Below are 14,853 nucleotides of genomic sequence, written 5' to 3' on the forward strand. Positions count from 1 at the left end.
AACTGGGACCGATGCAGGACAACGAGAAGCTCCTCGAGTACCTCAGGCGCGCCACGGCCGAACTCGGCACGGCCCGGCAGGAGTTGCGGGCCGCCGAGGACGCCCGGCACGAGCCGGTGGCGATCGTCGCGATGGGCTGCCGCTACCCGGGCGGGGCCGACACCCCGGAGCTGCTCTGGGAGCTGGTCGAGCGCGGCGGCGACGCGATCGGCGACTGGCCGGACGACCGCGGCTGGGACGTCGGCCGGCTCTACCACCCGGACCCGGAGCGCACCGGTACCTCGTACACCCGCAGCGGCGGGTTCCTGTACGCGGCGGGCGAGTTCGACGCGGGCTTCTTCGGGATCAGTCCGCGCGAGGCGCTCGCCATGGACCCGCAGCAGCGGCTGCTGCTGGAGACCTGCTGGGAGACGGTGGAACGGGCCGGGATCGACCCGACGACGCTGCGCGGCAGCCGGACCGGGGTGTTCGCCGGGGCGATCGGCAACGGCTACGGCTCCGGTCCGCGGCAGCCCGCCGAGGTGGAAGGACTGCTGGACACCGGCACGGCCGGCAGCGTGGTCTCCGGCCGGGTCTCGTACACCCTCGGGCTGGAGGGCCCGGCCGTCACCGTGGACACGGCCTGCTCCTCCTCGCTGGTGGCGCTGCACCTGGCGGTGCGCTCGCTGCGGTCCGGGGAGTGCGCGCTGGCGCTGGCCGGCGGGGTGTCGGTGATGGCGACCCCGGACGCCTTCGTCGCGTTCAGCCGGCAGCGGGCGCTGTCCGCGGACGGCCGCTGCAAGGCCTTCGCCGCGGCCGCCGACGGCACCGGCTGGGCCGAGGGCGTCGGCGTGCTCCTGCTGGAGCGGCTCTCGGCCGCCCGGGCCAACGGGCACCGGGTACTGGCCGTGATCCGCGGCACCGCGGTGAACCAGGACGGCGCCAGCAACGGGCTGACCGCCCCCAACGGGCCCTCCCAGCAGCGGGTGATCGCCGAGGCGCTGGCCGACGCCCGGCTCTCCCCCGCCGAGGTGGACGCCGTCGACGCGCACGGCACCGGCACCCGGCTCGGCGACCCGATCGAGGCGCAGGCCCTGCTGGCCGCCTACGGCCGCGGCCGCCCCGCGGGCCGGCCGCTGTGGCTGGGCTCGCTGAAGTCCAACCTCGGGCACACCTCGGCGGCCGCCGGTGTCGGCGGGATCATCAAGATGGTGCAGGCGATGCGGCACGGCGTGCTGCCGCGCACCCTGCACGTGGACGAGCCGTCCCCGTTCGTGGACTGGTCGGCGGGCGCGGTCGAACTGCTCACCGAGGCCCGGCCGTGGGAGACCGACGGCCGACCGCGCCGGGCCGGGGTCTCCGGCTTCGGCGTGAGCGGCACCAACGCGCACGTGATCGTCGAACAGGCCGAGGCGGAGCAGCAGGCCGAGGAGGACCCGCAGGCCGGGGCGGACCGGCAGACCGGGGCGGACCGGCAGGAGCGCCCGGACGGTGCCGGGGACGGCCCGGACGGCCCGCTGCCGTGGGTGCTGTCGGCCCGCGACCCGCAGGCGCTGCGCGCCCAGGCCGCCGGCCTGGCCGGCTTCCTCACCTCGGAACCCGCCGGCGGCCCCGCCGTCGCCCCGGCCGCCGTCGGCCGGGCGCTGGCCACCGCCCGGTCCGCCTTCGAGCACCGCGCCGCCCTGGTCGCCGCCGACCGCGCGGGCTTCGCCGCCGGCCTGGACGCGCTGTCCCGCGGCGAGACGGCGCCCGGCCTGGTGCTCGGCACCGCGGGCCCGGCCGGCAGGACCACCTTCGTCTTCCCCGGGCAGGGCTCCCAGTGGGCCGGGATGGCCGTCGAACTCCTGGACTCCGACGAGGTGTTCGCCGCCTCCATGGCCGACTGCGAACACGCCCTCGCCCCGCACGTCGACTGGTCCCTCACCGGGGTGCTGCGCTCCGGCGAGCCCCTGGAGCGCGTGGACGTCGTCCAGCCCGCCCTGTTCGCCGTGATGGTCTCCCTCGCCGCCCTCTGGCAGCACCACGGCGTCACCCCCGACGCCGTCCTCGGCCACTCCCAGGGAGAGATCGCCGCCGCCGTCGTCGCGGGCGCCCTCACCCTGGAGGACGGCGCCCGCGTCGTCGCCCTGCGCAGCAAGGCCCTGCGCCGCATCGAGGGACAGGGCGGCATGGTCTCGGTGCCGCTGCCCGCCGAGCGGCTGGCCGGTCTGCTGGAGCGCTGCGCGGGCCGGCTGTCCGTCGCGGCGCTCAACGGGCCGTCCGCGACCGTGCTGTCCGGCGACCCGGAGGCCGTCGAGCTGGTGCTCGCCGAGCAGCCGGACGCCCGGCGGATCCCGGTCGACTACGCCTCGCACGCCGCGCAGGTCGAGCAGGTCCGCGAGGAGCTGGCCGAGCAGCTGGCCGGGCTGCGCCCGGTGGCCGCCCGGGTGCCGTTCTTCTCCACCGTGGACGGCTGCCGGCTGACCGGCGAGGAGCTGGACGCCGAGTACTGGTACCGCAACCTGCGCCAGACCGTCCGCTTCGAGCCGGCCGTCCGGGCCCTGCTGGAGCAGGGTCACCGCTACTTCGTGGAGGCCAGCCCGCACCCGGTGCTGACCTTCGGGGTGCAGCAGACCGCGGAGGCCGGGGACTTCGAGGCGGCCGCGCTGTGCACGCTGCGCCGGGAGGAGGGCGGCCGGGAGCGGTTCCTGCTGGCGCTCGGCGAGGCGCACTGCGCCGGCCGCTCGCCCGACTGGCGGCAGGTGTTCGGCGCGCGGCCCGGGCCGGCCGTCGACCTGCCGACCTACGCGTTCCAGCGCCGCCGGTACTGGCTGGAGGCGGGCCGGGCGGTCGAGGAGCCGGCCGACCCGGCCGCCGAGCGGTTCTGGGCGGCCGTGCGCGACGGCGACCTGCCGGAGCTCACCGCCACCCTCGGCGTCGGCGCCGAGGACCCGCTGAGCGCGGTGCTGCCCGCGCTGGCCGACTGGGACCGGCGCCGGGGCGAGCGCGGCACCGTCGACGCCTGGCGCTACCGGGTCGAGTGGCGCCGGCTCCCCGACCCCGAGCGGGCCGGACCGGAGCGGGCCGCGCCGTCCGGGCGCTGGCTGCTGCTGGTCCCGGAGGGGCTGGCCCGGCATCCGCTGGCGGCGGCCTGCGCGGGCGCGCTGGCCGGCACCGAGCTGACGGTCCTCGAACTGGCCGAGGCCGACGCCGACCGGACGGTCCTGGCCGGCCGGCTGGACGGAGCACCGGGCGGGGCGCCGGACGGCGTGCTGTCCCTGCTGGCGCTGGACGAGCGGCCGCACCCCGACCACCCGGTGGTGCCGGTCGGGGTGGCGCTCAACCTGGCGCTGGCGCAGGCCCTCGGCGACCTCGGCTCCCGGGCTCCCCTGTGGTGGGCGAGCAGTGGCGCCGTCGCCGTCGGCCCGCAGGACCGGCCGCCGGCGCCCGCCCAGCAGCTCAGCTGGGGCCTGGGCCGGGTCGCCGCGCTGGAGTACCCGCGCGGCTGGGGCGGCCTGCTGGACCTGCCGGAGGCCCTCGACGAACGCGGTGCCGACCGGCTGGCCGCGGCCCTGGCCGGGCGCGGCGGCGAGGACCAGATCGCCCTGCGCGGGGGCGCCAGGTACGGCCGCCGGCTGGTCCGCTCGCCCGCCGCCCGGGCGGGCGCCGGGCGGCCCTGGCGGCCGCGCGGCACGGTGCTGATCACCGGCGGCACCGGCGGGGTCGGCAGCCGGATCGCCCGCTGGCTGGCCGAGGCGGGCGCGGAGCACCTGGTGCTGGCGGGCCGCTCCGGGCCGCGGGCGCCGGGGGCGGCCGCGCTGGCCGAGGAGCTGACCGCGCTGGGCTGCCGGGTCACCCTGGCCGCCTGCGACGTCGCCGACCGGGCCGCGCTGGGCGCCCTGGTGGAGGGGCTGGCCGCGGACGGCGACGCGGTCCGCTCGGTGCTGCACGCGGCCGGCGCCGGCCTGCTGGTGCCGCTGCCGGACACCGACCTGGCCGAGTTCGCCGACACGCTGTACGCGAAGGTCGGCGGCGCCGCCAACCTGGACGAGCTGTTCCGGGACACCGCGTTGGACGCCTTCGTGCTGTTCTCCTCGATCTCCTCGGTGTGGGGCAGCGCCGACCACGGCGCGTACGCCGCCTCCAACGCCTACCTGGACGCACTGGCCGAGCGGCGCCGGGCCCGCGGCCTGGCCGCGACCTCGGTGGTCTGGGGCATCTGGGACCCGGAGGGCGGCACGGGCATGGCCGCGCACCTGGTCGAGGCGCAGCTGCGGGCCCAGGGCATCGTCTTCATGCCGCCGTCGCTCGCGGTGACGGCCCTGCAGCAGGTGCTCGACCTGGACGAGCCGGTGCCGGTGGTCGCCGACGTGGACTGGGCGCGGTTCGCGCCGGTGTTCACCTCGGCCCGGCCGAGCCCGCTGATCTCGGAACTGCCGGAGGTCCGGGCCGCGCTGGCCGGCGAACCCGCCGACGAGCGGCCCGACGGCGCCTCGGCCGAACTGCGCGAGCGGCTCCGCCCGCTGCCCGCCGCCGAACGGGAGCGGGCGCTGACCGAGCTGGTCCGGGGCCGGGCGGCGGCCGTGCTGGGGCACGACTCCCCGGCCGCGGTGGAGCCCGGCCGGGCCTTCCGAGACCTGGGCTTCGACTCCCTGACGGCCGTCGAGATGCGCAACCGGCTGAACGAGGCGACCGGGCTGCGGCTGCCGGTCACCGTCGTCTTCGACCACTCCTCGGCCACCGCGCTCGGCCGCCACCTGGCCGCCGAGCTGTTCGGCGCCGTGGCCGACCCGTCGGCCGCGGTGGTGGCCGCGCCGGAGGAGGACCCGGTGGTGATCGTCTCCATGGGGTGCCGCTACCCCGGCGGGATCGACTCCCCCGAGGAGCTCTGGCAGGCGCTCACCGACGGCCTGGACGCCGTCTCCGAACTGCCCGCCGACCGGGGCTGGGACCTCGCCGGGCTCTACGACGCCGACCCCGACCGGCCCGGCACCAGCTACGCCGCCGCCGGCGGGTTCGTCCACCGGGCCGGCTGGTTCGACCCGGCGTTCTTCGGGATCAGCCCGCGCGAGGCGCTCGCCATGGACCCGCAGCAGCGGCTGCTGCTGGAGACGGCCTGGGAGGCGCTGGAACGCGCCGGGATCGACCCGGCCGCCCTGCACGGGCAACCGGTCGGGGTGTTCGCCGGCGCCGCCTACCAGGGGTACGGCGGCTCGATGGACCGGGTCCCGGACGAACTGGAGGGCCTGTTCATCGCGGGCGTCTCCACCAGCGTGCTGACCGGCCGGATCGCCTACACGCTGGGGCTGCGCGGCCCCGCCGTGACCGTCGACACCGCCTGCTCCTCCTCGCTGGTCGCCGTCCACCTGGCGGCCCGGGCGCTGCGGGCCGGCGAGTGCTCGCTCGCCCTCGCCGGGGGCGCCACCGTGGTCGGCACCCCGCTGTCGCTGACCGGCTTCAGCCGCCAGCGCGGCCTGGCCGCCGACGGCCGCTGCAAGTCCTTCTCCGCCGCGGCCGACGGCTTCGGCCTGGCGGAGGGCGTGGGCCTGCTGGTGCTGGAGCGGCTCTCCGACGCCCGCCGCCACGGGCACCCGGTGCTCGCCGTCCTGCGCGGCTCCGCCGTCAACCAGGACGGCGCCAGCAACGGGCTGACCGCGCCCAGCGGCCTCGCCCAGCGGGAGGTGATCCGGCAGGCGCTCGCCGACGCCGGGCTGACCACCGCCGAGGTGGACGCCGTCGAGGCGCACGGCACCGGCACCCGCCTCGGCGACCCGATCGAGGCGGACGCCCTGCTCGCCACCTACGGCCAGGACCGCCCCGCCGACCGGCCGCTGCTGCTCGGCTCCCTCAAGTCGAACATCGGCCACACCCAGGCCGCCGCCGGCGTCGCCGGGATCATGAAGATGGTGCTGGCCATGCAGCACGGCGTGCTGCCCCGCACCCTCCACCTGGACGAGCCCACCCCGGACGTCGACTGGACGGCCGGCGCCGTCGAACTGCTCACCGAAGCAAGGCCGTGGGAGACCGCCGGGCACCCGCGCCGGGCCGGTGTCTCCTCCTTCGGGCTGAGCGGCACCAACGCCCACGTCATCGTCGAGCAGCCGCCCGTCGGGGAGGCCGCCGCACCGGACGCGACGGACGCAGCCGACGGGATCGACCCGGCGCCGCGTGCCGTGCCCTGGCTGCTGTCGGCCCGCAGCGCCGACGCCCTGCGGGCCCGGGCCGAGCAGCTGCGCGCCCTCGCCGACCAGGGCCACGACCCGCGCGACGTCGGCCGGGCGCTGGCCCGCACCCGGACGGCGTTCGAGCACCGGGCCGCCGTGATCGGCACCGGGCCGGACGACTTCCGGCGCGGCCTGGACGAGCTGATCGCCGGGCGCACCGCGGCCACCGTGGCCCGGGGCCTCGCCGGCCGTCCGGGGCGCACGGTGTTCGTCTTCCCCGGCCAGGGCTCCCAGTGGCCCGGGATGGCGCTCGGCCTGCTGGACACCGAACCCGTCTTCGCCGAGCGGATCGCCGCCTGCGAGCGGGCCCTCGCCCCGCACGTGGACTGGTCGCTGACCGAACTGCTGCGCTCCGGCGACCCGTTGGAGCGGGTCGACCTGGTGCAGCCGGTGCTGTTCGCGGTGATGGTGTCGCTGGCCGAACTCTGGCGCTCGTACGGGATCGAACCGGCCGCCGTGGTCGGCCACAGCCAGGGCGAGATCGCGGCGGCCTGCGTCGCCGGGGCGCTGACCCTGGAGGACGCGGCCAAGGTGGTCGCGCTGCGCAGCAGGGCGCTGCGCGCGCTGACCGGCCGCGGCGCCATGCTGTTCGTGCCGCTCGCGGTGGAGGCCGTCACCGGCCGGCTGGCCGCCTGGGGCGACCGGATCGGCGTCGCCGCCGTCAACGGCCCGACCTCGGTGGCGCTGTCCGGCGACCCGCAGGCCCTCGCCGAGCTGGCCGAGGAGCTGTCCGCGGACGGCGTGCTGAACTGGCCCATCCCCGGCGTGGACTTCGCCGGGCACTCCGCGCAGGTCGAGGAGATCGAGGCCGAGCTGCGCACCCTGCTCGCCGACGTCCGGCCGCGCAGCACCGGGACGGCCTTCTACTCCACCGTCACCGGCGGCGCCCTGGACACCGCCCGGCTGGACGCCGGGTACTGGTACCGCAACCTGCGCCGCCCGGTGGAGTTCGGGCGGGCCGCCCGGGCCCTGCTGGCCGACGGCTACGACGTGTTCGTGGAGACCAGCACCCACCCGGCGCTCACCGTCTGGCTGCAGGAGGCCGTCGAGGCGGCCGGGGGCGACGGCGCGGTGGTCGGCACGCTGCGCCGCGACGAGGGCGGCCGCGAGCGCTTCCTGACCGCGCTGTCCGAACTGCACGTACTGGGCGTGCCGGTGGACTGGGCCACCGTGTTCCCCGACGGCGGCCGCCCGGTCGGCCTGCCGACGTACCCGTTCCAGCGACAGCACTACTGGCTGGTCCCGGCGGAGCCGCAGAGCGGCGGAGCGGGGGCGGCGGCGCCCGCGGACGAACGGTTCTGGGACGCCGTCGGGCGCGGGGACTCCGCCGCGCTGGCCGACGCGCTGCGGATCGAGGACGAGGCCACCCGCGGCTCGCTGGCCGCCGTGCTCCCGCCGCTGGCCTCCTGGCTGCGGCACAGCCGGGGCCTGGCCACCGTCGACGGCTGGCGCTACCGCGTCGCGTGGCGGCCCCTGCCGACCGCCGGGACGGGCCGCCCCCGGGGCCACTGGCTGGTGGCCGTCCCGGCGGGCGCCGCCAGCGACCCGGTCACGGCCGACTGCCTGCGGGCGCTCACCGAGCACGGCGCCGGGGCCACCGTCTGGGAGGCCCCGGACACCGGCCGGGCCGAACTGGCCGCCCGGCTCGCGGAGCTGCGCCCGGACGGCGTGCTCTCCCTGCTCGCCCTGGACGAGCGCCCGCAGGCCGCCGGGTCGGCGCTGCCGGCCGGGCTGGCCGCCACGGTGACCCTGCTCCAGGCGCTCGGTGACTGCGGATCGGCGGCACCGCTGTGGTGCGCGACCCGGGGTGCGGTCGCGGTGGGCCGCTCCGACCGGCTCGCCGCTCCGCTGCAGGCGCTGGCCTGGGGCCTCGGCGGGGTGGCCGCGGTGGAGTACCCGCAGCGCTGGGGCGGGCTGGTCGACCTGCCGGAGCTGCTGGACGCCCGGGCCCGCGCCCGGCTGGCCGGCCTGCTGGCCGACGCCGACGGCGAGGACCAGGTGGCGCTGCGCCCGTCCGGTCTGTACGGCCGCCGGCTGGAACGCGCGGCGGCCGGGGGCGGCGGGGCGGCCTGGGTACCGGACCCGGACGGCACTGTGCTGATCACCGGCGGGACGGGCGCCCTCGGGGCGCACGTCGCCCGCTGGCTGGCCCGCTCCGGTGCCCGGCACCTGCTGCTGACCGGCCGTCAGGGTCCGGCCGCGCCCGGCGCCGCCGAGCTGGTCGCCGAACTGGCGGAGCTGGGGGCGAGCGCCACGGTGGCGGCCTGCGACGTCGCGGACCGCCCGGCACTGGCGCAGCTGCTGGCCGCCGTCCCGGCCGACCGGCCGCTGCGGGCCGTGGTGCACGCCGCCGGCGTCCTGGACGACGGCGTGCTGGACTCGCTGACCCCGGAGCGGGCCGCGGGGGTGCTGCGGCCCAAGGTGGACGCGGCTTTGCACCTGGACGAGCTGACCCGGGATCTGGACCTGCAGGCCTTCGTGCTGTTCTCCTCGCTGGCCGGGACCCTCGGCGGCACCGGGCAGGGCGGCTACGCGGCGGCCAACGCCTTCCTGGACGCCCTGGCGCAGCAGCGCCGGGCCGCGGGCCGCGCCGCCACCTCGGTGGCCTGGGGCCTGTGGGGCGGGGAGTCGCTGGCCGGCGGCGCGGTCGGCGAGCGGCTGGTGCGCGACGGCCTGCCCGCGATGGCGCCGCAGGCGGCGCTCGCCGCACTGCAGCAGGCCCTGGACCACGACGACACCCGGGTGGTCGTCGCCGACTTCGCCTGGGAGCGGTTCGTCCGGGCGTACACCGCCCTGCGGCCGAGCGCCCTGCTGCGCGACCTGCCCGAGGCGGCCCGGGTGACGCCGCAGGACGCGGGCGGGGACTCCTTCGCGGCCCGGCTGGCCGGGCTGGACCGGGCCGCGCGGCTGGCCGCGGTGGCGGAGCTGGTGCGCACCGAGGTGGCCGCGGTGCTCGGCCACCCGGACCCGTCGGCGATCGAACCGGAGCGGGTGTTCAAGGACATCGGCTTCGACTCGCTGACCGCCGTCGAACTGCGCAACCGGCTCTCCGCGGCGACCGGACTGCGGCTGTCCGTCACCCTGGTGTTCGACTACCCGACGACGGCCGCGCTGGCCGGGCACCTGCTGCCCCAGCTGCCGGGCGCGGACGAGGCGCCCGCGGCACCCGCCGCGGCGGCGCCGCCCGCCGCCGGACCGGCCGCCGCCGAGGACGACCCGATCGCGATCGTCGCGATGGGCTGCCGCTTCCCCGGCGGGGTGCGCACCCCGGAGGACCTGTGGCGGCTGGCGGTGGAGGGCACCGACGCGATCGGCGGCTTCCCCACCGACCGCGGCTGGGACCTGGAGGGCCTGTACGACCCGGATCCGGAGCAGGTCGGCACCACCTACGCCCGCGAGGGCGGCTTCCTCTACGACGTGGGCGACTTCGACCCGGCGTTCTTCGGGATCTCGCCGCGCGAGGCGGTCTCCGTCGACCCGCAGCAGCGGCTGCTGCTGGAGGTCGCCTGGGAGGCGTTCGAGCGCGCCGGGATCGACCCGCACACCCTCAAGGGCGACCGCGGCGGCGTGTTCGTCGGCTCCAGCTACCGCGACTACGGCTCGCGGGTGACCCGGCCGTCCGAGGAGTTCGAGGGCTACCTCGGCATCGGCAGCGCCGGCAGCGTGGCCTCCGGGCGGATCGCCTACACCTTCGGCCTGGAGGGCCCGGCGGTGACCGTGGACACCGCCTGCTCCTCGGCGCTGGTCGCGGTGCACCTGGCCACCCGGGCGCTGCGGGCCGGCGAGTGCACGCTGGCGCTGGCCGGCGGGGTGACGGTGATGGCCGGGCCGGGCGCGTTCGTGGAGTTCAGCCGGCAGCGCGGCCTGGCCGCCGACGGCCGGTGCAAGCCGTTCGCGGCCGCCGCCGACGGCACCGCCTGGGCGGAGGGCGCCGGTCTGCTGCTGCTGGAACGGCTCTCCGACGCCCGCCGCCACGGGCACCCGGTGCTGGCGCTGATCCGCGGCTCGGCCGTCAACCAGGACGGCGCCAGCAACGGGCTGACCGCGCCCAACGGCCCCTCCCAGCAGCGAGTCATCCGCCAGGCGCTGGAGAGCGCGGGCCTGACGCCCGCCGAGGTGGACGCCGTCGAGGCGCACGGCACCGGCACCCGCCTCGGCGACCCGATCGAGGCGCAGGCCCTGCTCGCCACCTACGGCCAGGACCGCCCCGCCGACCGGCCGCTGCTGCTCGGCTCCCTCAAGTCGAACATCGGCCACACCCAGGCCGCCGCCGGCGTCGCCGGGATCATGAAGATGGTGCTGGCCATGCAGCACGGCGTGCTGCCCCGCACCCTGCACGTCGACCGGCCGTCCCCGGAGATCGACTGGACGGCCGGCGCGGTCGAACTGCTCACCGAGAACACCCCCTGGCCGAGCACCGGGCACCCGCGGCGCGCCGCCGTCTCCTCCTTCGGGGTGAGCGGCACCAACGCGCACACCGTGCTGGAGCACGTCCCGGCCCCCGCCCCGGCCGCCGAGCCGGGCACCGACACGGCCGGCGGCCCGGGCGCGGCGGGCCGGGGCGGCGAGCCCGGCCCGTGGCTGCTGTCGGCCCGCACCCCCGAGGCGCTGCGCGCCCAGGGCGCCCGGCTGCTGGAGCACCTGGCCGCGCACCCGGACACCGACCCGGGCCCGGCCCTGGCCGGCTCCCGCGCCTCCTTCGAGCACCGGGCCGCCCTGGTCGGCGAGGACCGCACCGGCGCCCTGCGGGCCCTGGCGGACGGCGCCGGCCACCCCGGCCTGCTGCTCGGCCCGGCGGGCCGGGGCGGACGCACCGCCTTCCTGTTCTCCGGGCAGGGCAGCCAGCGCGCCGGGATGGGCGCCCAGCTGTACGAGGCGCACCCCGTGTTCGCGGACGCCTTCGACCGGGTCTGTGCCGAACTCGACCCGCTGCTGGAGCGGCCGCTGCAGGAGGCGATCGCCGACGCCGCGCTGCTCGACCGCACCGAGTACACCCAGCCCGCCCTGTTCGCGCTCGGTACCGCGCTGTTCCACCTCGCCGAGCACTGGGGGGTGCGCCCCGACTACCTGCTCGGCCACTCGATCGGTGAGCTGACCGCCGCCCACGTCGCCGGGGTGCTCACCCTGCCGGACGCGGCGGCGCTGGTCGCCGCGCGGGGCCGGCTGATGCAGGCGATGCCCGCCGGCGGTGCGATGGCCGCCCTGGCCGTCACCCCCGAGGAGCTGGCCCCGCTGCTCGCCGGGCGCTCCGGCGAGGTCGCCCTCGCCGCGGTCAACGGCCCCGCCGCCACCGTCGTCTCCGGCGACGCCGACGCGGTGCTGGAGATCGCCGCCCACTGGTCGGCGCTCGGCCGGCGCACCCGACGGCTGCGGGTCGGCCACGCCTTCCACTCCCCGCACCTGGACGGGATGCTGGAGGACTTCCGCCGGGTCGCCGAGCGGGTGGAGTTCCACCCGCCGCGGATCCCGGTGGTCTCCAACGTGACCGGCGCCGTCGCCACCGCCGAGCAACTCGCCTCCCCCCGGCACTGGGTGGACCAGCTGCGCGGCACCGTCCGCTTCCACGAGGGCATCGCCCAGCTGGAGCGGGCCGGCGTCACCGGCTACGTCGAACTCGGCCCCGACGGCACCCTCGCCGGCCTCGGCCGGGACTGCCTGGGCGACGACTCCGACGACGCCCTGCTGGTGCCGCTGCTGCGCCGGGACCGCCCCGAACCCGCCGCGCTCACCGCGGCCCTCGCCGCCCTGCACGTCCACGGCCGACCGGTGGACTGGAGCCGCCGCTTCGGCGCCGCCGTGCCCGCCGAGGCCGCCGCCCTGCCGACCTACGCCTTCCAGCGCCGCCGCTACTGGCTGGAGGCCACCCCGGCCGAGGCCGACCTGCCGTCGGCCGGACTGCTCGCCGTCGACCACCCCCTGCTCGGCGCGGCCGTCGAACTCGCCGACGCCGAGGGGTACCTGTTCACCAGTCGGCTCTCCCTGCGGGCCCAGCCCTGGCTGGCCGACCACCGGGTGTTCGACGGGGTGCTGTTCCCGGCGACGGGCTTCCTGGAGCTGGCCGTCCGGGCCGCCGACCAGGTCGGCTGCGGGCAGGTCGAGGAACTGACCCTGGAGGCGCCGCTGGTGCTGCCGCCGTCCGGCGACACCGTCCTGCAGCTGGTGGTGGGCGCGCCGGATCCCTCCGGGGCCCGCCCGGTCGCCTTCCACGCCCGGCCGGAGGACGGCGGCCAGCCCTGGACCAGGCACGCCACCGGCCTGCTGGCCCCGGTCGCGCCCGGCGCCCGGCCCGCCGCGGACGACCCGGAGCCCTGGCCGCCGGCCGGCGCCGAACCGCTGCCGGTGGACGGCCTCTACGAGCGCTTCGCCGCCGGCGGGTTCGGCTACGGCCCGGCGTTCCAGGGCCTGACCGCCGCCTGGCGGCTCGGTGACGAGGTGTTCGCCGAGGCCCGGCTGCCCGAGGGCCCGCGGGCCGACGCCGCCCGCTACGGACTGCACCCGGCCCTGCTGGACAGCGCCCTGCACGCACTGGTCTTCGACGTGCTGCCCGGCACCAGGCCGGAGGGGGACAGCCAGGGCTGGCTGCCGTTCTCCTGGAACGGCGTCGAGCTGCACGCCCAGGGCGCGGGCGGAGTCCGGCTCCGGCTGACCCCGACCGGGCGGGACTCCGTCGCGGTGCTGGTCTCCGACCCCGCCGGGCGCCCCGTCGCCTCGGCCCGCTCGCTGGTGCTGCGCCCGGTCTCCGCCGACCAGGTGCGCTCCGCCCGGACCGGGCACCACGAGGAACTCTTCCGCACCGAGTGGACGGCGCTGCCGCAGCCCGCGGCGGGCGCCGCGGGCGCGAGCTGGACGGAGCTGCCCCCGGGCGCCCGGCCCGCCGACCTGCCGGCCGAGGGCACGCCGGTGCCCGCCCTGGTGCTGGCCGGCTGCGCGCAGGAGCGGCCCGCGGACTGCGCGGACTCCGTCCGGGAGGCGACCGGGCAGGCCCTGGCGCTGGTCCGCGACTGGCTGGCCGAGGAGCGGCTGGCCGGCTCGACCCTGGCGCTGCTGACCTCCGGCGCCGTGCCCGTCCACCCCGGCGACGACGTGCCGGACCTCGCCCAGGCCGCCGTCTGGGGCCTGCTGCGCTCCGCGCAGACCGAGAACCCGGGCCGGTTCGTGCTGGTGGACGTGGACGACCTGGCCTCCTCCCGGGCCGCGCTGGGCGCGGCGCTGGCCTCCGGCGAGCCGCAGGTCGCCCTGCGCGACGGCCGCGCCTACGTGCCCCGCCTGGCCCGGGTGCCGCGGGCGGCCGAGACGGACGCCCCGCACTGGGACCCGGAGGGCACCGTCCTGATCACCGGCGGCACCGGCGCGATCGGCGCGCTGGTGGCCCGGCACCTGGTCGCCGAGCACGGCGTCCGCCACCTGGTGCTGACCAGCCGCAGCGGGCCCGCCGCCGAGGGCGCGGCCGAACTGCGCGCCGACCTCGCCGCGTTCGGCGCCGAGGTCGAGCTGGCGGCCTGCGACGCGGCCGACCGCACCGCCCTGGCCGAGCTGCTGGACGGCCTGCCGGCGGCGCACCCGCTGACGGCCGTGGTGCACGCGGCCGGCGTGCTGGCGGACGGGCTGGTCGCGTCGATGACGCCGGACCAGCTGGCCACCGCGCTGCGGCCGAAGGTGGACGCCGCGGTGAACCTGCACGAGCTCACCGAGGGCGGCAAGCTCTCCGCGTTCATCCTGTTCTCCTCCCTCGCCGGGGTCTTCGGCGGCATGGGGCAGGGCAACTACGCGGCGGGCAACGCCTTCCTGGACGCCCTCGCGCACCGGCGCCGGGCCCGCGGCCTGGTCGGCAGCTCGCTGGCCTGGGGCCTGTGGGCGAACGGCGGCGGCATGTCCGGCGGCCTGGACGAGGCCGACCTGCGGCGGATCGCCCGCGGCGGCATCGTGGCCTTCGCCCCGGCGGAGGGTCTGGCCCTGTTCGACGCCGCGCACGCGCTGGACGAGGCGACGGTGCTGCCGGTGCGGCTGGACACCCGGGCGATCGCCGCCCAGGCCGGCACCGGCGGCGTCCCCGCCCTGCTGCGCGACCTGGTCGCCCCGCCCGCCCGGCGCGCCGCCGGCGCGGGGCAGGCCGGGCCCGAGGAGCCCGAGGCGCTGAAGCGCCGGCTGGCCGCCCTGGCCGGGCCGCAGCGCGCCCGCGTCCTGCTGGACCTCGTCCGCTCGCACGCCGGTCTGGTCCTCGGCTTCGCCGCCCAGGACACCGTGCCGGCCGACCGCGGCCTGCTGGAGCTCGGGTTCGACTCGCTGACCGCCGTCGAACTGCGCAACCGGCTGCGGGCCGCCACCGGCCTGCGGCTGCCCGCCACCCTGCTGTTCGACCACCCGACCGCCGCGGCGATCGCCGCACACCTCGCCGAGCACCTCGACCCCGGGCCGGCCGTGCCCGCGCCCGCCGGGCTCACCGAGCTCGACCGGCTCGAACAGGCCCTCGCCGAGGGCGAGCCGCACCCCGAGCTGGCCGCCCGGCTGCAGTCCCTGCTGGCCCGGCTGCGCCCCGGCGCCCCCGCGGGAGGCCCGGACGAGGAGCTGACGGACCGGATGGGCGCCACCGACGACGACCTCTTCGACTTCATCGACAACGAACTCGGCATGCCGTGACGCATGCACCGCTCCCCCGGCCCCTGCCGACGAC

The 14,853-nt window shown here is 78.3% G+C and carries 1 protein-coding gene; it reads left to right on the forward strand.

The features are described 5' to 3' along the window. Positions 1 to 11: 11 nt before the first annotated feature. Complete coding sequence (locus AB0N04_RS08740) at positions 12 to 14,819, forward strand: type I polyketide synthase (RefSeq protein WP_360217433.1); 14,808 nt, start codon at positions 12 to 14, stop codon at positions 14,817 to 14,819. The last annotated feature ends 34 nt before the right edge of the window (positions 14,820 to 14,853 follow it).

The organism is Kitasatospora sp. NPDC051702, assembly GCF_040681575.1.
Lineage (GTDB): Bacteria > Actinomycetota > Actinomycetes > Streptomycetales > Streptomycetaceae > Kitasatospora.

Excerpts from the sequence above, each read along its gene's own strand:
- AB0N04_RS08740 (WP_360217433.1), top strand. The coding sequence starts at position 12 with ATGCAGGACAACGAGAAGCTCCTCGAGTACCTCAGGCGCGCCACGGCC.